The organism is Gordonia soli NBRC 108243 (assembly GCF_000334455.1).
Classification (GTDB): Bacteria; Actinomycetota; Actinomycetes; order Mycobacteriales; family Mycobacteriaceae; genus Gordonia; species Gordonia soli.
This window is the reverse complement of record NZ_BANX01000003.1, coordinates 115,565-138,947: the sequence shown is the minus strand read 5'-3', so window position 1 is coordinate 138,947 and position 23,383 is coordinate 115,565. Positions and strand designations below refer to the sequence as shown.

23 protein-coding genes and 1 pseudogene are annotated in these 23,383 nt (G+C 67.1%); 6 read left to right on the top strand and 18 right to left on the bottom strand.

Features of this window, described 5'->3' with window-relative positions; translation table 11 throughout:
* Position 1 precedes the first annotated feature (1 nt).
* From GS4_RS02445 to GS4_RS02430, 4 genes are all read right to left on the bottom strand, one after another.
* Positions 2-1,525, bottom strand: coding sequence for a PH domain-containing protein (locus tag GS4_RS02445; protein ID WP_007617121.1), 1,524 nt, complete (start codon positions 1,523-1,525; stop codon positions 2-4).
* Positions 1,512-2,009 (bottom strand): PH domain-containing protein, encoded by a 498-nt coding sequence (locus tag GS4_RS02440; protein WP_007617120.1) that lies wholly within the window; start codon positions 2,007-2,009, stop codon positions 1,512-1,514. The genes GS4_RS02445 and GS4_RS02440 overlap by 14 nt, the downstream gene beginning before the upstream one ends.
* 77 nt (positions 2,010-2,086) lie before the next feature.
* Positions 2,087-2,848, bottom strand: coding sequence for an SDR family NAD(P)-dependent oxidoreductase (locus GS4_RS02435; protein WP_007617119.1), 762 nt, complete (start codon positions 2,846-2,848; stop codon positions 2,087-2,089).
* Positions 2,849-2,900: 52 nt separating this feature from the next.
* Positions 2,901-4,682, bottom strand: coding sequence for an acyl-CoA dehydrogenase (locus GS4_RS02430; RefSeq protein ID WP_007617118.1), 1,782 nt, complete (start codon positions 4,680-4,682; stop codon positions 2,901-2,903).
* A 159-nt stretch (positions 4,683-4,841) separates the two neighbouring features.
* On the opposite strand from GS4_RS02430, the gene GS4_RS02425 reads away from it, so the two are divergent.
* Positions 4,842-5,426, top strand: a complete 585-nt coding sequence (locus GS4_RS02425) for a TetR/AcrR family transcriptional regulator (RefSeq protein WP_007617117.1) — start codon at positions 4,842-4,844, stop codon at positions 5,424-5,426.
* 47 nt (positions 5,427-5,473) lie between these two features.
* Here the strand turns inward: GS4_RS02425 and GS4_RS02420 are convergent, their stop codons facing one another.
* The 10 genes from GS4_RS02420 to GS4_RS02375 all read right to left on the bottom strand — a co-directional run bounded on the left by GS4_RS02420 (position 5,474) and on the right by GS4_RS02375 (position 15,207).
* On the bottom strand, positions 5,474-6,373 hold the full coding sequence (locus GS4_RS02420; protein ID WP_007617115.1) for a carbohydrate kinase family protein: 900 nt from the start codon (positions 6,371-6,373) through the stop codon (positions 5,474-5,476).
* Entirely contained in the window at positions 6,370-7,041 is a 672-nt protein-coding gene (locus tag GS4_RS02415) for a class II aldolase/adducin family protein (RefSeq protein WP_007617114.1), read from the bottom strand. Before GS4_RS02415 ends, GS4_RS02420 begins: the two co-directional genes overlap by 4 nt.
* Before the next feature lie 32 nt (positions 7,042-7,073).
* Complete coding sequence (ykgO, locus tag GS4_RS02410; RefSeq protein ID WP_007617113.1) at positions 7,074-7,196, bottom strand: type B 50S ribosomal protein L36; 123 nt, start codon at positions 7,194-7,196, stop codon at positions 7,074-7,076.
* A gap of 235 nt (positions 7,197-7,431) precedes the next feature.
* Positions 7,432-8,463 carry an LLM class flavin-dependent oxidoreductase gene (locus GS4_RS02405; RefSeq protein WP_007617112.1) on the bottom strand — a complete coding sequence of 344 codons (1,032 nt, stop codon included), beginning with the start codon at positions 8,461-8,463 and terminating at the stop codon, positions 7,432-7,434.
* Positions 8,464-8,512: 49 nt separating this feature from the next.
* A complete protein-coding gene (locus GS4_RS02400) occupies positions 8,513-9,712 on the bottom strand; it encodes a serine hydrolase domain-containing protein (RefSeq protein WP_007617111.1) in 1,200 nt (399 codons plus the stop codon).
* Between the two features lie 46 nt (positions 9,713-9,758).
* Complete coding sequence (locus GS4_RS02395) at positions 9,759-10,892, bottom strand: aminotransferase class I/II-fold pyridoxal phosphate-dependent enzyme (protein ID WP_051989603.1); 1,134 nt, start codon at positions 10,890-10,892, stop codon at positions 9,759-9,761.
* 159 nt (positions 10,893-11,051) lie between these two features.
* Positions 11,052-11,885 carry an aldo/keto reductase gene (locus GS4_RS02390; RefSeq protein WP_007617109.1) on the bottom strand — a complete coding sequence of 278 codons (834 nt, stop codon included), beginning with the start codon at positions 11,883-11,885 and terminating at the stop codon, positions 11,052-11,054.
* A 17-nt stretch (positions 11,886-11,902) separates the two neighbouring features.
* Positions 11,903-12,844 (bottom strand): NADP-dependent oxidoreductase, encoded by a 942-nt coding sequence (locus tag GS4_RS02385; RefSeq protein WP_007617108.1) that lies wholly within the window; start codon positions 12,842-12,844, stop codon positions 11,903-11,905.
* A 90-nt stretch (positions 12,845-12,934) separates the two neighbouring features.
* The gene (locus GS4_RS02380) at positions 12,935-14,272 is read right to left on the bottom strand and encodes an LLM class flavin-dependent oxidoreductase (protein WP_007617105.1); all 1,338 of its coding nucleotides are present in this window, start codon (positions 14,270-14,272) and stop codon (positions 12,935-12,937) included.
* Complete coding sequence (locus GS4_RS02375; protein WP_007617102.1) at positions 14,269-15,207, bottom strand: MetQ/NlpA family ABC transporter substrate-binding protein; 939 nt, start codon at positions 15,205-15,207, stop codon at positions 14,269-14,271. Before GS4_RS02375 ends, GS4_RS02380 begins: the two co-directional genes overlap by 4 nt.
* Positions 15,208-15,406: 199 nt before the next feature.
* Here GS4_RS02375 and GS4_RS02370 point away from each other — a divergent pair, with 199 nt between their 5' ends.
* Together GS4_RS02370 and GS4_RS02365 are read left to right on the top strand one after the other, a co-directional pair.
* Positions 15,407-15,802 (top strand): ArsR/SmtB family transcription factor, encoded by a 396-nt coding sequence (locus GS4_RS02370; protein WP_007617100.1) that lies wholly within the window; start codon positions 15,407-15,409, stop codon positions 15,800-15,802.
* Positions 15,799-16,320 (top strand): SRPBCC family protein, encoded by a 522-nt coding sequence (locus GS4_RS02365; protein WP_007617098.1) that lies wholly within the window; start codon positions 15,799-15,801, stop codon positions 16,318-16,320. The genes GS4_RS02370 and GS4_RS02365 overlap by 4 nt, the downstream gene beginning before the upstream one ends.
* A gap of 6 nt (positions 16,321-16,326) precedes the next feature.
* Here the strand turns inward: GS4_RS02365 and GS4_RS02360 are convergent, their stop codons facing one another.
* Positions 16,327-17,322, bottom strand: a complete 996-nt coding sequence (locus GS4_RS02360) for a LacI family DNA-binding transcriptional regulator (RefSeq protein ID WP_007617096.1) — start codon at positions 17,320-17,322, stop codon at positions 16,327-16,329.
* Between the two features lie 156 nt (positions 17,323-17,478).
* On the opposite strand from GS4_RS02360, the gene GS4_RS02355 reads away from it, so the two are divergent.
* Positions 17,479-18,906, top strand: a complete 1,428-nt coding sequence (locus tag GS4_RS02355) for a sugar porter family MFS transporter (RefSeq protein WP_007617093.1) — start codon at positions 17,479-17,481, stop codon at positions 18,904-18,906.
* A 43-nt stretch (positions 18,907-18,949) separates the two neighbouring features.
* Positions 18,950-19,960, top strand: coding sequence for a sugar phosphate isomerase/epimerase family protein (locus GS4_RS02350; protein ID WP_007617092.1), 1,011 nt, complete (start codon positions 18,950-18,952; stop codon positions 19,958-19,960).
* A gap of 456 nt (positions 19,961-20,416) precedes the next feature.
* Here GS4_RS02350 and GS4_RS26060 read toward each other — a convergent pair.
* Positions 20,417-21,412 (bottom strand): annotated as a pseudogene (locus tag GS4_RS26060) (DUF222 domain-containing protein); the annotation flags it as partial.
* A gap of 227 nt (positions 21,413-21,639) precedes the next feature.
* Positions 21,640-22,242, bottom strand: coding sequence for a TetR/AcrR family transcriptional regulator (locus tag GS4_RS02335; RefSeq protein ID WP_007617088.1), 603 nt, complete (start codon positions 22,240-22,242; stop codon positions 21,640-21,642).
* 75 nt (positions 22,243-22,317) lie between these two features.
* Between GS4_RS02335 and GS4_RS02330 the strand changes: the two genes are divergently transcribed.
* Entirely contained in the window at positions 22,318-22,875 is a 558-nt protein-coding gene (locus GS4_RS02330; protein ID WP_007617087.1) for a DnaJ family domain-containing protein, read from the top strand.
* Between the two features lie 109 nt (positions 22,876-22,984).
* Here the strand turns inward: GS4_RS02330 and GS4_RS02325 are convergent, their stop codons facing one another.
* Positions 22,985-23,329: a DUF6841 family protein gene (locus GS4_RS02325; RefSeq protein WP_040509200.1), complete on the bottom strand. Its 345-nt coding sequence runs from the start codon at positions 23,327-23,329 to the stop codon at positions 22,985-22,987.
* Between the last annotated feature and the right edge of the window lie 54 nt (positions 23,330-23,383).

Here is a 23,383-nt window from a genome sequence, read left to right as displayed (position 1 = left end):
CTCAGACCCCGGTCTCGACGAACGGCGCGATGAGGTCCGGGGTGACCCGGGCGGCGAGTGCGACCGACGTCGCGGGTTCCATGTCGATCAACGCGTAGCCCTCGGAGCCCGCTGCGGTGGCGAGCACCAGCGTCTCGACCCCTTGTCGACGCTGGAACACCGACTGCCGGGTGCTCCAACCGATCACGCCGCTCCGCTCGATGACGTATCGGTGGCGGGCCACCTGCGGGGTCGCGACGACCACCGACCGGTCGGTGAGCGCATGGCCGAGGTGTTGATAGCGCACGAGGCCGAATCCGGTGCTCACCACCAGACCGACCGCACCGACGATCAGCCAGGGCCAGGTCAGCGGCCCGACCACTGCGACGGCCGCGACGACGATCACCACCACGCCGCCGATCGCGCCCCGGGTGAGTCGGCGCCGACGCGCCCCGGCGCTGTGTCGGGTCAGCTCGGTGGTGAGCCCGGGGGCCTCGCCCGCGACCCGGTCGGCGAGCCGGACGGCCTCGTCGGCGGGTGCCGGTGGCAGCAGGACGGGGTGTTTGGTCGAGCCGGTGGCGACCGCGTGCAATGTCGCGCCGCGTAGCGGTCGGATCAGTACGGGCTCGTGGATGTGGACACCGCGGATGCGCCGTTCGTCGAGACTGGTGGAGAAGGTGGTGAGCAACCCACGGGTGACGCGGAGGGTGCTGTCCTCGGGGTCTCGCGTGACGGTGAATGCCCAGTTACCGACCACGTAACCGACGAGCGACACCAGTGCGCCACCGACGATCACGATGGCCACGGCGGCCGCGACCACCGCAGGCAGCGGGATCTCCTGGATGCGCCGCAGCGCCCCCTCTGCAGCGCTCGCTCCGCGTTGGAGCAGGTTCAGGTCGTTGCCGATCTGGAAGCCGACGCCGACCACCGCCGCCACCGCGGCCAGGCCGGTCAGTGAGAACGGCGCGAAACGCAGCCATGACGTGTGGAACCTGGCCAACACCTCTGGAGGCTGTCGTGGGGCGACGGCGATCCGGGGTTCGTCGCCGTCCCCGGGCTCGTGTGGGGCACCCGTTGCCTGGTCTATGAGTCCGCTGCCAGGAGTGAGCAATTCGCGAAGGTGATCGGCTTCGACGGTGCGGATCGCGGACAGCTCGACGGTGGAGGCCTTGTCGTCGCCGCCGGTTCCGATGCGCACCGTGGACAACTGGAGGAGCCGATGCGGCAGCGAGGCCGTCAGATCGACGCTGCGGATGCGATCGCGCCGCGCGGTCGACACCGTGCGGGTGAACACCCCACTGCGCAGACGGACGTGCTCGTCGGTGACCTGGTAGCGGGTGGTCAACCACGGCAACAGCGCGACCAGCGGTACGACCACGATCCCGACGAGGGCGGCGACGTTCGGCATGTTCCGCCCGGCGAACACGAGTGCGATGATCAACGGGATCAGCTGGGGCAGTTGTTCGATGGGCTTCAGCGCGATCATCCACGCGGACAGCCGGTGCCAGTCGTCGGGGCCGTCGACGGTGCGATCAGGTCGCGTCATCGGTGTGCCCCTGTGTCCGGATGCTCAGGTCGGCCGCGACGCGGCGGGCCACCTCGGCGTCGAGCCCGTGGATCTTGATCGTCCCGGCCGAACTCGCCGTGGTCACGGTCAACGTGGCCAGGGACAGCAACTGCTCGAGCGGACCCGCCTCGGTGTCGACCACCTGGATACGAGCGATCGGGATGATGACCCGGTGGCGAACGAACCAGCCGGATTGGGTGTACACCGCCGCCTCACCGACCTCCCACCTGTGGAAGCGGTAGCGCCAGGCCGGGATCACGGCGGCGTCGAGGACACCCACGGCGGCGACCACCACCGCGGCGGTGACGAGATACCAGCGTGGCGCCGGCACGAGCGCTGCGACCACCACTAGGACTACCACGGGCACCAGGTAGAGCGAGCAGGTCAACCGCCAGAGGGTCTTCGCCCGGGGATCGACCAGATTCGACGGTTCGCGCAGACTGACGGCATCGATGGCGTTCATCAGCCGCCATTATCCATGCGAACCGGGCGAGGCGGTCGTTCACGCCGGCCGTCGCCGTTGCCGTCGCCGTGCTGTGCTCAGGTGGCGGTGATGCCGCCATCGACCGCGATCGTCTGGCCGGTCACGTAACCTCCGGCGGGTGATGCCAGCCAGACCGCCGTGGCGGCGAGCTCATGGCCGTCGCCGGTGCGTCCGAGCAGGATTCGCGGCTGCTGCGCGTCCAGGTAGCCCGGCGGGTAGCTGTCGGTCATCTCGCTGGTGAAGAAGCCGGGTGCGATCGCGTTGACGCGGATGCCCTTTCGGGTACCCCACTGCTGCGCGAGGTCTCGGGTGAGCCCGATGATCGCGGCTTTGCTCGCGCTGTAGGCGGCCTGCGGCAGACCCGCGGTGGTCAGCCCCAGCACGCTGGAGATGTTGATGATCGAGCTACCCGGTTCCATCACGCGACCGCATGCCTGGGCCATCCAGTACGAGCCGTTCAGATTGACGTCGACGACCTCGCGGAACTGCTCCGGTGTCTCCCGGGTGGCGGGGACGGCCGTACCGATCCCGGCGTTGTTCACCAGGACGTCGACCCGACCGAATTTCTCGACGGCTGCGTCGACCAACGCCTGACATGCGACGGGGTCGGCGATGTCGGTCTCGACGGCGAGTGCGCGACGGCCAGTGGATTCGACCGACGCCGCCGTCTCCTGCAGCCGCTCGACGCGCCGTGCGCCCAGGACCAGATCTGCACCCGCCTCGGCGAACGCCTGCGCGAACGAGACGCCCAGACCGGATGAGGCACCGGTCACCACCACGACCTTGTCGGTGAGCGAGAACAGGTCGAGCACGGCCATCGCCGGCCTCCTTCGACGTCGGTGAAACGGGATCAGAAGTGCACGCTACTCGTCAGAACCACTCTGCACGGGCGTCCGTGGTGGTGCGGTCCAGTGAGTCGAGCAGGTCGAATTGGGGACCGGTCTTGGGCAGTTCGAACCGGTAGAAGTAGCGCGCCGCAGCGCGTTTGCCGTCGAAGAAGTCTCCGGATCGCTCGCCGACGGCAAGGAGCTGTTCGAGCCAGATCCAGGCGACGACCACATGGCCTGCAGCCTCGAGATACACCGTCGAGTTCGCGAGGGAAAGCGCCACATCACCGGCGGACCACACCTTGACGGTCGTCTGGACCAGTCGATCGACCGCTGCGCGCAGTTCCTCGCCGTAGGCGACCGTGGCGGGATCGGCGGCTTCGGCCGCCCGCGTGACGGTGTCTCCGATGCGGCCGGCGAGCAGCGTCAACCCGGCGCCGTCACGCATCACGACCTTGCGACCGAGCAGGTCGAGGCCGTGGATACCGTGTGCACCTTCATGGATCGGGTTGAGGCGGTTGTCGCGATAATGCTGCTCGACGTCGAATTCGGTGGTGTAGCCGTAGCCGCCGTGGACCTGGATGGCGAGACTGTTGGCCTCGAGACACCACTGCGACGGCCAGCTCTTGGCGATCGGGGTGAGTACGTCGAGGAGCAGCGCGGCCTCGTCGCGCTCGGTGCCGGTGGACGTCTGTTCGATGTCGACCAGCGTCGAGCAGTACAGTTCCAGGGCGAGGGCGCCCTCGACATAGGACTTCTGTGCCAACAGCATCCGCTTGACGTCGGCGTGCTCGATGATCGGTACCGGGGCCGAGGCGGGGTCCTTGGCATCGACCGGACGGCCCTGCGTGCGGACCTTCGCGTACTCGACCGACTTGAGGTACCCGGCGTAGCCGAGCGAGGTCGCCAACAGACCGACGCCGATGCGGGCCTCGTTCATCATCTTGAACATGTAGGACAGACCACGGTGTTCCTCACCGACGAGGTAACCGACGGCGCCGGATTCGGTTGCCGGACGGTGTGTCCCGTCACCGAAGTTGAGCAGCGTGTTGGTGGTGGCCCGGTTTCCCATCTTGTGGTTGAGGCCGACCAGTGCGACGTCGTTGCGGGTGCCGTCCTCGAGGTACTTGGGCACGATGAACAGGGAGATGCCCTTGACTCCCGGCCCGCCGCCCGGCGCCTTGGCGAGCACCAGGTGCACGATGTTCTCCGACAGTTCGTGATCGCCCGCCGAGATCCACATCTTGGTGCCGGTGATCCGGTAGGTTCCGTCGCCGATCGGCCGCGCCTTGGTGGTGATGTCGGCGAGCGACGACCCGGCCTGGGGCTCGGACAGACACATCGTGCCGAAGAATCGGCCCTCGACCATCGGGCGGACCCAGGTGTCGACCTGCTCGGGTGTGCCGTACTCGGTGATCAGGTTGGCGTTGCCCACCGTGAGGAACGGGTAGGACGACATGGCCGCGTTGGCGGCCTGGAACCACGTCATCGCCGCGCGGGAGACGGTGGCGGGCAGCTGCAGTCCGCCCAGCGATTCGTCGAAGGATCCGGCCAGGAAGCCGGCCTTGCCGAACTCGTCGAGTCCGCGCTTGATCTCGTCGATCAGTACGACCGCGCCGTCCTCGCCGACGTACGGCTCGTTCTGGTCGCCCTTCTTGTTGACCGGCGCGAACAGTCGGGTCGAGATGTCCTCGGCGAGGTCCATGATCGCGTCGAAGGTGTCCCGGGAGTGGTCGGCGAACCGCTCGTGGGCGGTCAACGCGGCCACATCGAGCCAGTCGTACAGGAGGAAGTCGAGGTCGCGGCGGGACAGCGGGGCAGCCATCGGCACTCCTTCGGGTTCACGATTCGGGTGTGCTCGGGGCGAGTGCGGTGGGCGGGTGCGTCGGGCACACTAAGCACTCGCTCATTTTATGAGCGTTCGCTTATGATGCACCGACAGGCGGGCGTCGTCAACGCCCACCGGACACGGTCGGGAGGCGAGATGGTGGCGACGGGTACGCGCGAGTCCGCGGCCGCCGCGCGGATTAGGGCGGCGGCGATCGAGTCGTTCGCCGAGGTCGGCTACGGCGGGACGTCGACCCGCCAGATCGCCAAGCGGCTCAATCTCAGTCCTGCAGCCATGTACCCGCACTACCGGTCCAAGGAAGAGCTCCTCTTCGCCATCGCGCTGGAGGGGCACCGCGGGCTGCTGGAGGAGTTGCGCTCGGTCGACGACCCCACGGCAGACGGCGTCGTCCGGCTGCGCACCGTGATCGCCGCATTCGCCCGATGGCAGGCCGAGCAGCATGCGCTGGCCAAGGTCGTCCAGTACGAGCTGCACGGGCTCACGCGCGACCACTATCGCGCCGTCACCGCCATCCGTCGGCAGACGACGGGTCTGCTGGCCAAGATCGTGCACGCGGGGGTCGAAGCGGGCGAGTTCCGGGTCGACGATCCGGCCGACGTCGTGTTGGCGCTGTCATCCCTGTGTGTCGACGTGTGTCGATGGTTTCCGTCGCGCACGCATCGCGATCCGGCCGCACTGGGCGCCGTCTACGCTGCGCTCGCCGAACGCATGGTGACCTGACCGCGCGCGGTGATCGGTCCAGCTGGGCCCCGCCGGGCCCGCGCCGCTCAGTCGGCGAGGTCGTCCCAGGCGAGGTCGCCGTGGTCGCTGCCCAGGCCGGTCGCCACGAGAGAGGCCACCGCGCAACCGATCCGGGCCGACTCCACCAGGCTTCGATCCCGTCCGCGCGCGAGCACGAAACCTGCCGAGAACGCGTCGCCGCAGCCGCTGGTGTCGACGACGTCGACCACCGGCGCCGGTGCGTGCTCGGCGTCGGCGGCGGTCACCACGTACGCGCCGTCGGCGCCTGCGGTGGCGGCCACGCAGGTCACCCCGCGCTCGATCAGCGCTCGTGACCCGGCGACTAGGTCGTCGAGACCGGTGAACCCGCGGACCTGATCGTCGTTGGGCAGCAGGTAGTCCAGGTGGGGCAGGACCGGCTCGATCCAGGCCAGCAGTCCAGGATCACCGTCGGCGAGGATGTCGGCCGAGATGGTCACACCTGCCGCCGCGATGTCGGCAAGCAGCGGCGCGAGTTCGGGTGGGTTGAGCAGCTCGGGTGCGCCGATGTGGACGTGGTCGGCGCCGGTGAACGTCTCCAGCGGTGCCTGGTCGAGTGGATAAGCGAGATTCGCGCCCGGCATGTGCAGGGCGGGACGATCACCGTTGCTGCGGATGGGCAGAACGCTCATGGACGTCGGCGACCCGGTTCTCAGTAGGTGGCCGGTGTCGACTCCGCGACGTGAGAGAGCCGCGACGAGGACGTCGCCCGGGTCGTCTGCTCCTATGGCGCCGACGGTCGCGACGCGTGCACCGAGCTTCGCAAGGGTGATCGCGGTCCCGCCGGCCGGACCGGCGGCCGACATCCGGATCGTCTGTACGAGTGCGGCTCCCTGGCCGGGTGGGATCTCGTCGACCGGCTGTGCGAGCACGTCGAGGACATGTGCCCCGAAGGTGACCACCTTCATCTGTCGCTCCCTCGGAACGGTGAGTACTGACGGGTCACGGCGGTCGTGACGACCTCGAGGAGTTGCTCCTCGGACAGGGTGGCCGTCGGTGCCAGGGTCTGCGAACGCAGATGGATCTCGGCCAGCCAGTCGACGAGTTCGATGCGCTCGCAGGCGTTCTCGATGGAGTCCGCATAGGCGACCGATCCGTGGTTGCGCATCAGTGCGGCGGTGCGGTCGGTGAGTGCGCCCGCGACGGCGTCGCTGAGTTCGACGCTGCCGAAGACGGCGTACGGTGCCACCCGCACCGAGCCGCCGAGCATCGCGGCCGTGTAGTGCACCGCGGGGAGTTCGTCCGCTCCGTTGGCGACGGCGATCGATGCGATCGGATGTGCGTGCGCCACAGCGCGTGCCGACGTGTGCCGGTACACGTCGAGGTGGATGCGGAGCTCGGAGGTCGGTCGGTGTGGGGTGTCGACCGCGATCGTGCCGTCGAGGTCGACGACCACCATCTGCTCCGGAGTGACGTCGGCGAGGTGACAGCCGGACGGTGTGAGGACGACCAGATCGTCGACGCGGACCGAGAGGTTTCCGCCGGTGCCGTGGGTGAGGCCCGCGGCGGCGAGGCGCCGGCCGGCGACCACCAATGCCGACCGTGCGTCCTCGATGTCTCCGGGGGCTGGCTGCACGCGGTGAACGTTAGTACATCCACCGTGGTCGATCAGCCCTGTCGAGCCTTGAACCGGGGATTGGACTTGTTGATCACGTAGATCCGTCCCTTGCGCTTAACGACCTGCGACCCGGCCTGGTTCTTCAGTGAGCGCAGCGACGCACGAACCTTCATCACGACCTCCTTGTTGGCAACGATTGCCATTAAAGCACACCGCTCCAGGTCGTCGACCGTGCGCTCGGATCCGTTGACCGTGCGTTCCGAATCGTGACGCGGCCCACGAGAGTCGATTCCGATACCGGACTGGGTCGACGGACGATCTGACTTCTGCACTTCTGACACGAGAGCGACAGGCGCCGTGCGCAATCCACAGCGCTGCCCGCTCAGGTGTCAGAAATCCGGAGGCGGGTCACGAATCGTCGGTCCCGGGCCGCCATCCCAGCGCGGGTCCGAGTCGTTCGGCCAGGTCGCCGATGATCTGGTCGTAGTCCTCGGGGGCGAAGGTAAACGGGAGCGCGACCGCGATGTCGTCGGCACCGCGGAACCCGGCGTGCGCGTACAGCCGTTCGGCCAGTTCGTCCGACGGTCCGACGAGGTCCGGCGAGAACACCAGCTCACGAGGCCCCTGCGGGCTCGTCGTCCGGGCCAGTCGGGACTTGGCATAGTCGGTGTAGCGACGGATCTGTTCGGGAGAGGCGGAATCGGTGGGGATCACCACCAGGCCCTGCGAGACCCGTGCCCTGGTCGGGTCGGGATGGTGCGACCGGTAGGCGTCGATGTGCTTGGCCTGGATGGTCGCGAAGTCGGTCGAGGTGGTGTTCTGCGTCGTGACCACCGAGCTGGTCAGATAGTTCAGGCCCTGCTCGCCGGCCCAGATCGCCGAGTCGAGGAAACCGCCGTACCAGAGACGGTCCGCCAGGCCGGGCGACTGCGGCTGGATGACCCGGGAGAAGTCCTCGATCCCGACGGTGCCCTCGAAATCGCTCACCGGTTCGCCCCGCAGATTGCGCAGGAGCCGCAGCACCCGCTGCTTGCTGAAGTCCTCGAGATCCGAGGTGTCCGGGTAGAGCGCGGTTCTGATGTCGTCGTAACGCATCGGGGTACCCACCGACACTCCTGGATGGAGCCGACCACCGGACAGCAGGTCGACGGTGGCGAGATCCTCGGCGAGGCGGAACGGGTTCTCCAGACCCAGTGGGATGACCGCTGTCCCGAGGCGGATGCGAGACGTCCGCTGGGTGGCCGCGGCGAGCACGGTCAGCGGCGATGAGATGCCGTACTGCAGATGCCGGTTGCGCAGCCAGACGCTGTCGAATCCGAGGTCCTCGGCGCGCTCGATGATCCGCAGGGTCTGCTCGTGCCCGGCGGCCGGATCGGCGGGGTCGAACAGGCCGATGGTGAGGAATCCGAGCCCACGCAGGGGCTGTCCGGGGCGGGGCATGGAGGAACCTTTCGATCAGGATGGCCCGGTCATCATCGCCGCTGCGTGGTCACCGTGCCAGGGTTCGGTACACCGCCGACTCGAAGTCGGTGAAGTGTCGGAGTGCGGAGGGGTCCGCGAACGGGAGGACCTGCGTGGCCCAGAACCCGGCGATGCCGCTCGCGCGGTCGATCCAGAAGTAGAGGTTCGCCAGTCCGGCCCACGAGATCGACCCGGCGGCCCGTCCCGTCGGCGTCGGTTCGGTGTTCACGAGAAACCCGAGGCCCCAGGTCTTCTCGACATCGGGGAGGAGGTCGACGTCGTTGGACACCTTCGGGTTGAGGCCGGGCAGCGGATGCACGGACAATGAGCCGAGTTGGTCGGAGGCGGCTGCTGCGACGGTCTCCGGTCGCAGGATCTGCTCACCATGGTCCGACCGGCCGTCGCGCAACCACATCCGCAGCAGCGTCAGATAGTCGCCGACGGTCGAGTACATGCCGTGACCACCCATGAACGCCTCGGGTTCGGCGGGATGCTCGAACCGGGCGTTGGGCCGCAGTCCGCCGTCGGAGGTGCGGTGATGGATGGTCGCTCGTCGCGCGCGGAGGTCATCGCCGACGCCGAAACGGGTGTCGGACATGCCGATCGGATCGAGTACCAGATCGGCGATCGCGGAGTCCAGCCGCCGGCCGGTCACGGCCTCGACGAGCAGTCCGGCCCAGTCGGTGGAGATCCCGTACTCCCAGCGGGTGCCCGGGTCGAAGAGCAGTGGCGCATCCAGCGATGCCCGTGTCGCCGTCACCACGTCTTTCAGTCGACCGTCGTCGGCCAACCGGCGATATGTGCGGTCGTAGAAGTCGTAGCCGAAACCGGCTGTGTGGGTGAGGAGATGACGTGTCGTGATCACCGAGCGTGCCGGACGAACCTGCGGTGTCCCGTCGTCGTCGAAACCGTCGACGACACCGATGTCCCCGAGCGCGGGCAAATGATCTCGTGCCGGGGCGTCGAGGTCGAGGTCGCCGCGGTCGACGAGGCGGAGCACCGCGGTGGTCGTGATCGTCTTGGTCGCCGAGAACAGGGCTACGACGGTGTCGACCGTCATCGGTGCGGCATCCGCTGTCGATCTGACCCCGGCCGCCCCCGCCGCGACGGTGTGCTCAGCCGTCGTCACGCCCGCGACCACGCCGGGGACGGCACCGCCGTCGACGGCCGCGGCGAGCGTCGACTCGATGGAGGTGGTGAGTGCCTCGGGATCCAGCGGAACGGTCATGTCGCCATTCTGCCCAGTGCCGTGGCTCTCCCGATGATCGCGGGGGTCAGCGCCGGAGCCCTGCGACGAACTGGCCGAGCCGCTCTATCCCGGCCTCGAGGCGATCTGTCGAGGTCGCATACGAGACCCGGACGTGGTCGTCGGCACCGACGGTGCCGAAGTCCTTGCCCGGTGTCAGCGCGACGTGGGCCTCGGTCAGCGCGCGGTCGCAGAACTCGGCGGAGGTCAGTCCGGTCGAGGTGACGTCGACGTAGAGGTAGAACGCACCGTCGGGGGACACCGGCACGTCGAGGCCGATGTGGGCGAACCCGTCGAGCACCACATCGCGGCGTTCACGCAGGATGCGACGACGGTCCTCGGCCAGCGCGAGGGTGTCGGGCGAGAAGCAGGTCAGGGCAGCGAACTGGGCGGGTGTCGGCGGACAGATGTAGTAGTTCTGCGCGAGCCGCTCGATGATCGGTACCAATGGATCGGGGACGATGCACCAACCGAGTCGCCAGCCGGTGAGCCCGAAGTACTTGGAGAAAGAGTTGACGACGATCGCGTCGGGGTCGGTCGCGAGCACGCTGTGCGGCGCCGTGCCGGTGGCGTCGTGGTCGGCCAGGGCGAGGTAGATCTCGTCGACGATTCGCCAACCGCCACGGTCCGCGGCCGCAGCGCAGAGCTGTTCGAGTTCGGCTGCCGGGATCGATGTGCCCGTCGGGTTCGACGGCGTCGCGACCATGACGCCGCGGGTCGCAGGCGTCCAGGCGTCGACGACGGCGTCTGCCGTCAGTTGGAACCGGGTCTCCTTGCTGGTGGGGATCAGGGTGACCCGGGCGCCGAAGCTCTGTGCGAACTGGCGGTTGCACGGATACGACGGATCGCCCACCAACACCTCGTCGCCGGGGTCGACGAGTGCGGCAGTGCACAGCAGCAGGGCCGCCGATGCACCGGAGGTCACCGCCACCCGGCGTGGATCGATCTCGGTGCCGAAGGTCGCGGCGTGGAAGTCGGCGATGGCCTGTCGGAGGCGGGGCATCCCGAGTGCGTCGGTGTAGGGCAGCGGCCGACCGTCGGTCAGTTCGCGCACCGCGGCGAGGAACTCCGGTGGCGCGCCGAAGTCGGGTTCGCCGATGTTGAGTTTCACTACGTCGGTCCCGGCGACCTCCATCTCCGCGGCCCGGCGACCGAACTCCATCGCGAAGAACGGCGACACCGCCCGGGCACGTTGCGAGATGCTGACCACGTCCCCGTTCCTACCACCTGCCCAACTGCGGCGAACGGCCCGGACACGCGAACGCGGACCGACCACCAGGGTCGGCCCGCGCTCGGCAGTCAGCTTGCGGAGACGGTCAGGTCACTCCGGGACGTAGTTGAACGTGTCCGGATCGGGACCGGTGCGCTCGTCCTTGTTCACCGCGTCGATCTTGGCGATCTCGTCGTCGGAGAGCTCGAAGTCGAACAGCGCGAAGTTCTCCTCCACGCGGGATCGGGTCACCGACTTGGGGAACACGATGTCGCCGCGCTGGATGTGCCACCGCAGCGTCACCTGAGCCGTCGTACGGTCCTTGTCCTTCGCGATCGCGGTCAGCACGGGATCGTCGAGGACCGCACCCTGTGCGATCGGCGACCACGCCTCGGTGGCGATGTTGTGCTCGGAGTTGAACGCACGCAACGGGTTCTGCGTGAGGTACGGGTGCACCTCGATCTGGTTCACCGCGGGCACCACATCGGTCTCCGCGAAGAGCCGCTCGAGATGCGCCTGCTGGAAGTTCGAGACACCGATCGCGCGGGCCTTGCCGTCGGCGTAGGCCTTCTCCAGCGCCTTCCACGTCTCCACGTAGTCGCCGACCTCCGGCAGCGGCCAATGGATCAGGAACAGGTCGACCTGGTCGAGACCGAGGTCCCCGAGGGTGGTGTCGAGAGCCTCGAGCGCGTCGTCGTGAGCATGGAAGCCGTTGTTCAGCTTGCTGGTGACGAAGATGTCACCGCGGGCCAGACCCGACTGCGCGACCGCCTCGCCGACACCCTTCTCGTTGCCGTACATCTCCGCGGTGTCGATGTGTCGGTAGCCGACCTCGAATGCCTGCAGGGTCGCGTCCCTGGTCTCCTCCGGCGGGACCTGGAAGACACCGAAACCGAGCTGCGGGATCTCGACACCGTTGTTGAGGGTGATGTTCGGGACTGTCATGTGTGCTGTGTCCTTTCTCAGGGGATCAGGATGAACTTGCCGCGGGGGTGATCCCTGGCGAGTTCGGTGAGTGCCGTCGCCGCGTCGGTCAGCGGGAACGTCTTCGCGATCTCGGTCACCAGTGCTCCCGATGCGGCATCGGCCAGCAGTTCCGGGATCGCGGTGGCGCGGATCTCCTTGCTCTGCGGTGTACTCCCGTTCACCACGACTACCCCGTCCGATGCCCGGCCGAACGCGGCGATGCTCACGATCCGTCCGGGGTTGTCGAGCAAGGCGAGTGAGGCGTCGATCGCCTCGTCCGTGCCTGCGGTGTCGACCACTGCCGTCACCGGTGCGGGAGCTGCAGCTCGGACCCGATCGAGCAGTCCGTCGCCGTAGGCGACCGGGATGGCGCCGAGCGCTGCCACGTGGTCGTGGTTCGCGGGCGATGCGGTGGCGATCACGGTCGCACCGGTCTTGCGGGCCAACTGGATGGCGATGACACCGACCGCTCCCGATCCACCATGGATCAGGACGACGTCGTCAGCACCCACGTGCGCAGTGCGGACCGCATCGGCTGCGGCGACCCCGGCCAGCAGGAGGCCGGCGGCGTGCTCGTGGTCGAGTCCGCCAGGTTTCGGGTGAACCGCCGACTGATCGGCGAGCAGGGTGTCGGTGTAGCCGCCATCGGCGCGATAGACCACCACTTCGTCGCCGACGGAGATCGGTCCGTCCGCGGTCGCGGCCTCCGGTCCGACAGCGGCGACCACCCCGGACACCTCGAAACCGACCGGGAGCGGCAGTTTCGATTCGTCCTTGCCGACCGCACCCTGCACGGTCTTGACGTCGATCGGGTTGGTTCCGACGGCCCGGACGTCGACGACGACCTGTCCGGGGCCGGGATCTCCGACAGTCACCTCGGTGACCTCGAGAACTGCGTCGGGCTGTCCGTATTCGCGTGCGACTACTGAGATGGCCATGATCGGTTCAAGGACGGCGGGCGGGCCCAGTATTCCGTGGCTCGTGTTTCGCCCGCCCGACGAGCGGCGATCGTCGCCACCTGTCGGTGGTCACGATGTCGGCTGCAGGGCCCGGGCATCGGGTACGTGCTCGAGTCCCAGATGGGAGCGCAGTGTCGTCCCCGCGTACTCGCGTCGGAACAGGCCGCGGCGACGCAGGATGGGGATCACGTGGTCGACGAACAGCTCCAGTCCGGTGGGGAACACATCGGGCATCAGGTTGAAACCGTCGACGGCGCCGGCCACGAACCATTCCTCGATCGCGTCGGCGAGCTGTTCGGGACCGCCGACGACGAATCGATGCCAGCTGATCACGCGATCGAGCAGCTGCCGGACCGTCAGGTTCTCGCGACGGGCGATGGTGACCACGATGTCGCGCGCACCTTGTGAGCTGTGCCCGGTGACCGCGCCGTCGAGCAGGTACCGCGGAAGTGGTTTGTCCCACTCGAGTTCCGACACGTCGACGCCGATCTGCCACGCGAAACTCGCCAGACGCCGGTCACCGGCCAACTCGTTGAGTTCGTCGTTGCGGCGACGCGCTTCGGCCTCGGTGCTGCCCAGCACGTAGGACAGTCCCGGCATGATGCGGATCGAGTCGGGTGTGCGACCGTGTGCGACCGCCCGTGATCGCAGGGCGTCGGCGTTGGCGAGTGCGTCGGGCAGCGAGGCCTGTGCGGCGAAGACGCCGTCGGCATAGCGACCCGCCAGGTCCAGACCGGCCGGCGACCCACCGGCCTGGAACAGCACCGGATGGCCCTGCGGTGGCCGGGGGAGTGGCAGCGGTCCGTCGACGTGGAAGTGTGCACCGCGATGGTCGATGGTGCGGACGCTGCCGGTACGGGTGAAATGGCCGGCGGCTTGGTCTCCGACCACTGCGTCGTCGTCCCAGCCGTCCCACAGCGCCCGCACCACGTCGATGAACTCGGCGGCACGGGTGTATCGGTCAGCTCTGGGTGGCTGCGGTCCGCCGCCGAAGTTGTTCCAGGCCAGCGGGTCCGAGCTGGTGACGACATTCCACGCGGCCCGGCCCCGGCTGAGGTGGTCGAGCGACGCGAACCGCCGGGCGATGCTGTACGGATCCTCGAACGAGGTGGACACGGTGCCGATCAGCCCGATCCGCTCCGTCGCGGATGCCAGCGCCGACAGCAGGACGGTCGGTTCGAGCGCCAGCGGCGGTGCGGTGAGCGGCTCGGCCGGATCGGTGTACAGCGACGGCGAATCCGCAAGGAACAACGCGTCGAGTGCGCCGCGTTCGGCGGTCCGGGCGATGTCGATCCAGTACGCAGGATCGACGAACGCGAGGGGATCGGTGCCTGGGTACTGCCAGGCCGCCGGGTGCATCCCGTCCGAGAGAACATTCACGCCCAGATGGAGGGTTCGATCGGTCATGCTGCGGGAGTCGTTGCGGGACTGAGGATCTTCTGGACCTCGGCATCGGAGGCGAGGAACTTCTGCACACGGGGGTCGTTGAACGCCTTGACCAGGTTCTTGATGTTCTCACTGTCTTTGTAGTCGCTGCCGATGGTCAGCACGCCGGCGAAGGTCTCCGGCGACTGCGTCTTGTAGATCAGCTTTCCGATCGGGACACCGGCGGCCAGAAGCGACTCGTGGTAACCGACGAGTGCGTCGACATCCTGCAGCGCGCGGGGCTGGGCGCCGAGTTCGAGGAGCGTGAACTGGAGGTTGCGCGGGTTGTCGGTGATGTCGGCGACGGTCAGCGACGCGACGTCCGCACCCTTCTTCAGCGTGATCAGACCTGCCTGCTCGAGCACCCAGAGTGCCTGGGCATTGTTCGACGGATCCGACGGGATGGCAACGGTTGCGTTCTGCGGCAACTGCTTCGGGTCGGTCAGCTTGTCCGACCACACACCGAAGTTCCAGTAGAAGATCGGACCGGTGGCGGCCTCCTCACGGAAGTCGGGGTTGGCCTGGAGGACCTGACCCAGCCACAGCTTGTGCTGCAGGATGGTCCCCGCGTACTGGCCGGTGCTGACCGCCCGGTTGATGGTGGTGCTGTCACCGAGGCCGACCGCGTCGACCGTGATGTCGTAGTCGGGGGCGATGTCCGAGGCGACGTAATCGATCAGCCGCTGCTCGGCAGGGTTGCTGTCGAGGTAGACGACCGAGAGCGTCGCGCCGGCGACGTTGTTGTTCGATTCGCTGCCACCGCTGCGCCACAACACGATCGCAACGACCAGTGCGACGATCACGACCACACCGCCGGCGATGAACGGCCACTTCCGACGGGTGCGGACCTCGATGCCGCTCGGCGGGGTGTTGTCGGCGCCGCCGCTCTGGGTGGTCGCTTCGCTGTCGGTGGTCATGGATCGTCTCCTGCACGCTCGATCTCGAAAGGGGCGTCGGGCGTGGCCATACGGCGAATTCGACCGACCGATGGAGTATTCATGCGGCCCCGGCCGTCGGCCAAGGATTCGAACCAGCGCGACCCGAATCGGACATGTGAGGTACACCATCTGCGCGACAACGCTCGCCAATTGGTAACTGTTCAGTTACCATTCGTGCATGAGCATCTTCGATGCCCTCGCCGACCCGATCCGCCGCAGCATCCTGCTGACGTTGGCGACGGGACCGGCCCGGGTGGTCGACCTGACGTCGGAGCACGACGTCTCGCGGCCGGCCATCAGCCGGCACCTGCGGGTGTTGGCCGACGTCGGGCTGGTGTCGGCGGACGAGCACGGTCGGGAGCGTCACTATCGCGTGGAACCGGCTCCGCTACAGGAGGTGTCGGACTTCATCGCCGCCGTGGCCGAACGTGGCGCCGGCACACCACCATCACGACCTCCGGTCGCCGAGTTCGCACTCGACGCGCTCGAGACCGAGGTGCGACGGACCGTGCGCGACAAGCGCGCCGATCGCTCGAACCGACCATCGACATCGACACACGAGGAGTCCGCATGACCACCACCCCTTCCGGTTTCTTCCAGCGCCGTGCCGAGGGCCCCGCGGTGTCCTTTCAGCGCACGTTCAGAGCACCTGCGGCCGATGTGTGGGATGCCATCACCGAATCCGACCGTCTCGCACGGTGGATCGGGTACTGGACCGGCGACCCCGCGGACGGTCACGTGCAGTTCACGATGAACGCCGAGGGGGATGAAAACATGACGCCTGCGCGCTACGACATCCGCAGGTGCGAACCGCCGACGGTGCTCCAGGTGCACACCACCGACGACTTCGGCACGTGGGACCTCATCGCCGAACTGACCGAGGTCGAGGGCGTCACCACCCTCACGTTGAGCCAGATCATCGACGATGTGGCGACCATCGAGAACACCGGACCGGGGTGGGAGTACTACCTCGATCGCCTGGTCGCGGCCGCCACCGGCGCCGACCCCGAGCTCATCGACTTCGACGACTACTACCCGGCCCAGCAGGCCTACTACCTGGGGATTCAGCAGGAGGTCGTCGACGCGGGCTGAGGCGGATCAGGCGTCGGCCCGGGCGGTCGTCGTACCTCGGATCCTCAGTGTCGGCTCGAGCACGATGTCTCCGCCTGCGGAGAGGGTGTCGCCGAGTAGGCCGACCGCGGTCTCGACCGCTCGGGTCGCCAAACCGTCGGCGTCTTGATGCACGGTCGAGAGGTCGATCCTCGGACTGTCCGACAGGCGGCTGTCGTCGTACCCCATCAGTGAGATGTCATCGGGGACCCGGATGCCGGCCCGGCTGAAGACGTCGAGCAGTCCGAGTGCGCAACGGTCGTTGCCGGCCAGGATCGCCGTGGGGAGTCGGTGCGACCGCATGATGACCTGTCCCGCAGCGGCGCCCGCCTCCTCGGTGTGTGCGCCCGGGATGACCCGCACCGACTCGTCGAGACCGTGTCTGCGCATCGCGGCGCGGTATCCGTTGCGGCGGTCCGCGGATCCCGGATCGTCGCCGCCGTCGACGTGCGCGATGTCCCGGTGTCCGAGGTCGACGAGATAGTCCACCGCCAACCCCATGCCCTTGGTGTCGTTGGTGCGGACGGTCCCGATCATCCCCGTGGTCGCCGACTTCGGCAGGCGTCGCCCGACGACGACGAGGGGTGCGCGCTCGGAGAGTTCGACCAGTTCGTCGGTCGATGACGACGGTCCGAGCAGGATCAGTGCGCCGCACCGGTGGCTGAGCAACGACTCCATGGCGGCGGCCTCGGTACGGCCGCGCAGATTCGCGGTCAGCAGCACGTCGTGTCCGACCGCCTCTGCGGCGGGATAGATGTTGGTGACGAGTTCGCCTTCGAAGAGCTGGGACATGTCGAGGAGGACACCGAGGGTGCGGCTACGGCCGAGGGCGAGGAGTTGCGCGGCCGCATCCGGTCGATAGCCGAGTTCGGCGGCCACGGCGAGGACGCGCCGCTTGGTGTCTTCGCTGGCACCGGGTTTGCCGTCGAGCACGAAGGACACGAGGGTGCGCGAGACGCCTGCCTGCGCGGCGACGTCGGCCATGGTCGGTCGCCGACGTGAGCGGCCGTTGCTGGTGGTCGGTGGCACTTCACATCCTTGTCTCGATAGTGACGGTTGACACATTCGGTCGTGACCACTCATAGTAGTGCTCACGCGCGTTACTAACGCGCGTTATACGACCGCAGATCGAGGTAGATCATGACCGCTCCGGCAGCGGCCCCGGCCAACGGGCGCTTTCTGACCAAACTCACCGTCATCGCGACACTCGGTGGACTCCTGTTCGGCTACGACACCGGCGTCATCTCCGGTGCGCTGCTGTACATGAAGGACGACCTGCAGCTCACGTCGGTCACCGAGGCGATCGTGGTGAGTTCGCTGCTGTTCCCCGGTGCCGCGTTCGGTGCGCTGTTCGGAGGTCGTGTCGCCGACCGCCTGGGGCGCAAGCGAACGTTGCTGCTCTGCGGCGCGGTGTTCCTGGTCGGCGCGCTCGCCTGTGCGCTCGCGCCGACGGTGACCGCGATGGTCATCGCTCGCATCATCCTCGGCCTGGGCGTCGGTGCGGCGGCCGTGACCTGCCCGCTCTACCTGGCCGAGATGGCGCCCGCCGAGCGGCGCGGTCGCATGGTCACGATCAACGAGTTGATGATCGTCACCGGACAGATGCTCGCATTTGCGATGAATGCGCTGCTCGACCACCTGGTCACCGACCCGCACGTGTGGCGGATCATGCTGTCGGTCGCCGCGATCCCTGCGGTCGCCCTGGTGATCGGCATGCTGGTCTTGCCGGATTCGCCGCGGTGGTACGCGTTGAAGGGACGATTCGCCGATGCGCGGGGAGTGTTGGCGCTGAGCCGCAGCGAGTCGGAGGTCGAGACCGAGTACACGACCATCGTGGAACACACGACGACCATGGTCACCTCACCGCGATCGCCGATGTCGGTGCTGCGCGACGTGCCGTGGATTCGTCGGATCGTCCTGATCGGATGTGGCCTCGCCATCGTCCAGCAGGCGACGGGTATCAACACCGTGAACTACTACGCCCCGACGATCCTCGAGGAGAGCGGTCTCGGTGTGAGTGCGGCCCTGGTCGCCACCATCGCCGTGGGCGTCACCTCGGTGGTCACCACAATCGTCGGCATCATCCTGCTGGGTTACCTCGGGCGACGCACGATGCTGCTGATCGGGTTCGCCGGCGTCGCGGCATCGCAGGCCGCACTCGCGTTGGTGTTCCTACTGCCGGAGTCGACGTCGCGGAGCTACATCATCCTCGCGTGCATGATCCTGTTCGTCGCGTTCGTGCAGATGTTCATCGGCACCTGCGTGTGGCTGCTGCTCTCGGAGATCTTCCCTCTGAGTGTCCGCGGCTTCGCCATGGGCATCGCGGTGTTCGTGCTGTGGTGCACCAACGCGCTCATCTCGTTCCTGTTCCCGGTCCTCAATTCGGCCCTCGGCTCCACCGGCACGTTCGGCCTCTTCGTGCTCGTCAACATCGCCTCGTTCTCGTTCGTCTACCGGACGGTTCCGGAGACCAAGGGCATCTCGTTGGAATTGCTGGAGGAGCACCTCGAGAAGCATCACGACACCGCCGTCGGCGTATCCGGTCTCCACCCGGCTGCCACGCGCTGAACACTCCACTCGATCGATCTCGATCCAGAAAGGTTCGTCAACCATGAAGCTCGGTGTCTACACCGCGATCCTGCACGACCGTCCGCTGCGTGAGGCACTGGAGGTGATCTCGTCGGTGGGTCTGACCGGAGCCGAGATCAATGCGGGTGGGTTCTTGTCGACGCCGCATCTACCGGTGCGGCAGTTGCTGTCCGGTGAGGTGTCGGCGGCGCAGTACCTGGCGGAGTTCGACGGTACGGGGGTCTCGATCGCCGGATTGAACTGCAACGGCAATCCGTTGCATCCGGATCCGGAGGTGGGGCCCGAGGACGCAGACGATCTGCGGAACGCGATCCGGGTGGCGGGATTGCTGGGTGTGGACCGGGTGGTGACGATGTCGGGACTGCCGCAGGCGCATCCAGGAGGACGGTGGCCGGCGTGGCATGTGAACACGTGGGATTCGGGCTATCTGGATTCGTTGGACTACCAGTGGGATGAGGTGGCGGTCCCGTTCTGGTCGGAGATCGACGCGTTGGCCCGGGAGAACGGCGTGAAGGTCGCGATCGAGATGCATCCGCAGAATCTGGTGTTCAATCCGCCGACCTTGAAGCGGTTGGTGGACAAGGTCGGTGCGACGAGTGTGGGTGCGGAGATGGATCCGTCGCACCTGTTCTGGCAAGGCATCGATCCGGTGGCCGCGATCGAGTGGTTGGGTCCGTTGGTGTTTCACGCTGCGGCCAAGGACACGCGGATCAACGACAACTGCCGCATTCACGGTGTGCTCGACGATCGGTTCACCCGGATCCCGCGCGATCAGAATCCGACGGGTCTGGGTGGGCGACATGTGGTGAACAAGTGGCCCGAGGATTCCGCGTGGGACTTCGTCGCGGTCGGGCGTGGTCATGACCGCGAGTTCTGGTCGCGGTTCCTGCTCGCGCTGGAGAAGGTCGATCCGGACATGTGGGTCAACATCGAACACGAAGACGTCGAGTTCGGGCCGCTCGAAGGTCTGCAGGTCGCTGCGGACACCCTGCGTGCAGCCAACGACGCCACCCGCCCGATCGTCGTCGGCTGACTCAGAACGGCGGCGGGTTCTCCTCGTTCCAGCGATCGATCGCGCGTTGATGCGCGACGCGTGCTCGATGGCGGAGGTTCGCGAGCCGTTTGCTCGCTGGACGGGTGGTCGGTCGGCAATCCGTAGGTGCGGGAAGAGGTCTCGCCCTGTGTAGCCGTTCCCGATGAACATGTGGCCGGTCGGCGACTGGAAGAAGACGGTCCCGAGCTGGTCCTGGTAGTCCAGCCATGCGGTGAAGGTCTTCGCGCGGTGGTGCAGGCGGCACAGCGGCTTCAGATTGGATGCCGTGGTGAGACCACCCGACGTCGGATCGTCGTGGTCGAACGGGCGGGTGTGATCGAGATCCGCCGTTCGCACCGGATTGGTGCAACCGGGGAAGGCGCAGCACAACTCGCCTGCCCGGACGAGAGCCTGCAGTCGACGGCCGGGCGTGTAGGTGAGGTCCGACGTGTTCGGTTGTTCGGCGTGCACGTAACTGCGACGCGCCTCGGCGAGGAGCGCTCGCATCGTGTCCGCGTCGATCACGCCGGAACCGTCGAGCCATCCGGGATCGTCGTCGAGGCCGACCAGGGTGGACAGGTTCACCACGATGTGGAACATCGGGCGCGCTAGATGATCTGCTCCCGAAAGGGCGGAGTGGGAATTCTCATCGGGGCCGTTCGCATCGATGGGCGAGTTGTCCGGGTCCATGTGACTCGTCGCTGGGGCCGGCGTGGGCTCGCGATGAGCGCAGTCCTCGCATGCACAGGTCAGCGACTGCTCACCGCGGGCGAGAGCCATCAGCGCATCGGCACGGCGCTGTCGCGAGGTGCGGGGATCTGCGGGATGTACAGCTGCGGACATCGCCTCGAGACGGGCGTCGAGTTCGGCGGTGGACACGAGGGGCAGATTGGCGCTGACGCGGCCTTGGCCGGGCGAATGGCGGTCGGGCGTGATGACGACGTCGCGGTCGGCGTCGGCGAGTTCTCGACGTCGGCGGACCGCTGCGGGGTCGACGCCGGCCACCACCGAGTCCACCAGCGCGCGAAAGCGTGTGGTCGACATGGGCGGACGATTCACGAGTTGCTCGGCGAGAGCCGCGTCGACGAGCTCGATGGACTCCGGCGAGCACAGGTGAGTTCGCGACACCGCGACGAGGAATCGATCGAGGTCGATTCGGCCGATGGCGAGGAAGTGCCCGGTCCACCGGAGCCGGTAGCGCAGCGCCGACCCGGCGACGATCAATTCCCGAGCACGCGCGGGCGGAACGCAGAGGACGGCACCGACTTCGCAGATGGCGCGCTCGAGTCCGTCAGGTCCGTACTGTGCGCGCGGATCGACGCCCGCGTTGCCCGCGGCAGCCGTGGCCACGAGCTCGTCGACCGATGCTGCGGCTCCGGTGTGTGTCTCACCGAGCTCGGCGAGATGGTCCTCCTCGCGTTCTTCGTGGATGAGGCTGGCCGCCTGCAACATCCGATAGTCGGCAGATGCGCTGACCGAATTGCAGTGCGCCAGAATCTCGACGAGCTCGTCGGCACCGAGATGCTCGTCGGCAGCGAGCTTCGAGACGACCGACGGCGCGGCCGCTTCGGTCTCGAGAACTCCTGCGGTGGACATACTTCGAACATACATTCGCCCACCGACAATTTCGCTGCGTGACGCCATCCGCAAGATCGCCTGGCGATGAGCTCACGGCCAAGTCATGTCGCAGTGTCGAAGAGGCGATCGAGGTGTTGGTCGATGGCTGCGAGCGCCGCTTGCGGTTCGATGACGTCGAGGTCGAGGAGGGGGGCGAGGCCGGTCAATGCCAGGACCAGGTCGGTTTCGATGATCGGATCGCGATCGTGGCGGATGTGTCTCTGGTTGATCGCCTCCCGGATGAGGCGTTCGATCATTGCGCGGCCATCCCGCAGTCCGAGGCCGACCTGGTGACGCAACGACGGGTCGTGCATCGCTTCGAGCACGTACGCGGCGTTCATTCGACTGGTGATGCGGGAGTCGGGCCGCAGCGGGAGCATCTCCGTCAGGACTGTTCGCAGCACGTCGCGAGGATGCGGAGGTTGCTCCAGTGCGCTCAGGCTTCGCGCTATTCGACGCGATGTCTGCTCGGAAGCAAACTCCGTTGCGAAGGCCAACATCTCTGCGCGCGAGGAGAAGTAGTGCTGTAACTGCCCCAACGAGACCCCTGCCTCACGAGCGACTTCACGCATCGTTGCGTGTATCGAGCCATGCTGATCGACGACACGCCAGAGCGCCTGAGCGATCGACTCACGGCGCTCGTGGTGGTCGACCACCTTTGGCATATCCGCTCCTCCTTTTACAATACGTGTGACATAATACAGCTGACCTAGAAAGTTTCGCGACTCGGAGCGCCGCCTATGCAAGAGCACCCGCTGTCCCTGACGTTCTGTAATCCGTCCGCTTTCGCTTTCGACTCGGAGACAGCGATCGCACTGCTCGCCGACATGCATATTCGGAAGGCGATCGAGCGGGGAGACTTCGATGACCTTCCCGGGAGTGGTCAGCCACTCGATCTGTCCGATGCGCATGACCCGGACTGGTGGCTCAAGAGCTTCATGAAACGTGAAGGGCTGCCCTTTCTGCCGCCATCGATTCAGTTGCGCAAGGATGACTCCGCTCTGGATGAGCTTCTCGATCAGTTGTCGAGCGAGAACGACGTTCGGCACGAGGTCGCCGAGTTCAACGAGAAGGTCAGGCAGGCTCGATTGCAGTTGCCCGTCGGGCCGCCGCTGATCACCATGCCTCGTGACATCGAAGCGACCGTGACAGCGTGGGCCGATCGCCGAGCGGCGCGATCCGAGGTAGCGCGCATCGGGGCGCGGGAAGAAGTCCGGTTGGACAAGCGCTCTCGCCGACGCCGGGGCCTCTTCGGCGGATCCGATCGGCGACGACCGCGTCGAGACACGCGAATGTGATCCGCGGAGAGCTGCTGATCACCAGCTCGTGATCACCACCGACATCATCGGCGCGGTCAAGCCGTCTGCCACATCGCTGCTCGGGAGCACATCGATCGTCGGTTCTCGATTATTCGCCGGTGAACTCGCCGAGATCGATGTCGCGCTTGGCCGCCAGAGCCTGAAGCTTCTCGGCGTTGTCGACTTGGATGCAGACACAAGCATGGAGCCCGTCCTCGTCGCGGCGCACGACGTAGTAGGCGTTGCTCTCCGTGAGTTGATCGCCGTGTTTGTCGCGGAAGATCCAGCGCACCTTGACCAGGCTGATCGCCTCGGTCAGGTGTTCGACGAACTGGGATTCGTGGTCGACCGACGCCAAACCGAGTGCGCGGTAGAGCGGGTACGACTGCTCGAGACCGTGTGCCATTGCTTCACGGTCGTCCACGACACCGGTTGAACGATCATCGATGATCATGCCGTGGGTGGACCGCTTCCGGCGATCCGCGGTTCGCCCGACGTCGGCGCCGTC

Bases quoted from the DNA above. Each gene is read 5' to 3' on its own strand.
- GS4_RS02445 (WP_007617121.1), bottom strand. From the start codon at position 1,525: ATGACGCGACCTGATCGCACCGTCGACGGCCCCGACGACTGGCACCGG.
- GS4_RS02440 (WP_007617120.1), bottom strand. From the start codon at position 2,009: ATGAACGCCATCGATGCCGTCAGTCTGCGCGAACCGTCGAATCTGGTC.
- GS4_RS02435 (WP_007617119.1), bottom strand. From the start codon at position 2,848: ATGGCCGTGCTCGACCTGTTCTCGCTCACCGACAAGGTCGTGGTGGTG.
- GS4_RS02430 (WP_007617118.1), bottom strand. From the start codon at position 4,682: ATGGCTGCCCCGCTGTCCCGCCGCGACCTCGACTTCCTCCTGTACGAC.
- GS4_RS02425 (WP_007617117.1), top strand. From the start codon at position 4,842: ATGGTGGCGACGGGTACGCGCGAGTCCGCGGCCGCCGCGCGGATTAGG.
- GS4_RS02420 (WP_007617115.1), bottom strand. From the start codon at position 6,373: ATGAAGGTGGTCACCTTCGGGGCACATGTCCTCGACGTGCTCGCACAG.
- ykgO (WP_007617113.1), bottom strand. From the start codon at position 7,196: ATGAAGGTTCGTGCGTCGCTGCGCTCACTGAAGAACCAGGCCGGGTCG.
- GS4_RS02405 (WP_007617112.1), bottom strand. From the start codon at position 8,463: ATGCCCCGCCCCGGACAGCCCCTGCGTGGGCTCGGATTCCTCACCATC.
- GS4_RS02400 (WP_007617111.1), bottom strand. From the start codon at position 9,712: ATGACCGTTCCGCTGGATCCCGAGGCACTCACCACCTCCATCGAGTCG.
- GS4_RS02395 (WP_051989603.1), bottom strand. From the start codon at position 10,892: ATGGAGTTCGGTCGCCGGGCCGCGGAGATGGAGGTCGCCGGGACCGAC.
- GS4_RS02390 (WP_007617109.1), bottom strand. From the start codon at position 11,885: ATGACAGTCCCGAACATCACCCTCAACAACGGTGTCGAGATCCCGCAG.
- GS4_RS02385 (WP_007617108.1), bottom strand. From the start codon at position 12,844: ATGGCCATCTCAGTAGTCGCACGCGAATACGGACAGCCCGACGCAGTT.
- GS4_RS02380 (WP_007617105.1), bottom strand. From the start codon at position 14,272: ATGACCGATCGAACCCTCCATCTGGGCGTGAATGTTCTCTCGGACGGG.
- GS4_RS02375 (WP_007617102.1), bottom strand. From the start codon at position 15,207: ATGACCACCGACAGCGAAGCGACCACCCAGAGCGGCGGCGCCGACAAC.
- GS4_RS02370 (WP_007617100.1), top strand. From the start codon at position 15,407: ATGAGCATCTTCGATGCCCTCGCCGACCCGATCCGCCGCAGCATCCTG.
- GS4_RS02365 (WP_007617098.1), top strand. From the start codon at position 15,799: ATGACCACCACCCCTTCCGGTTTCTTCCAGCGCCGTGCCGAGGGCCCC.
- GS4_RS02360 (WP_007617096.1), bottom strand. From the start codon at position 17,322: ATGGCCGACGTCGCCGCGCAGGCAGGCGTCTCGCGCACCCTCGTGTCC.
- GS4_RS02355 (WP_007617093.1), top strand. From the start codon at position 17,479: ATGACCGCTCCGGCAGCGGCCCCGGCCAACGGGCGCTTTCTGACCAAA.
- GS4_RS02350 (WP_007617092.1), top strand. From the start codon at position 18,950: ATGAAGCTCGGTGTCTACACCGCGATCCTGCACGACCGTCCGCTGCGT.
- GS4_RS02335 (WP_007617088.1), bottom strand. From the start codon at position 22,242: ATGCCAAAGGTGGTCGACCACCACGAGCGCCGTGAGTCGATCGCTCAG.
- GS4_RS02330 (WP_007617087.1), top strand. From the start codon at position 22,318: ATGCAAGAGCACCCGCTGTCCCTGACGTTCTGTAATCCGTCCGCTTTC.
- GS4_RS02325 (WP_040509200.1), bottom strand. From the start codon at position 23,329: ATGATCATCGATGATCGTTCAACCGGTGTCGTGGACGACCGTGAAGCA.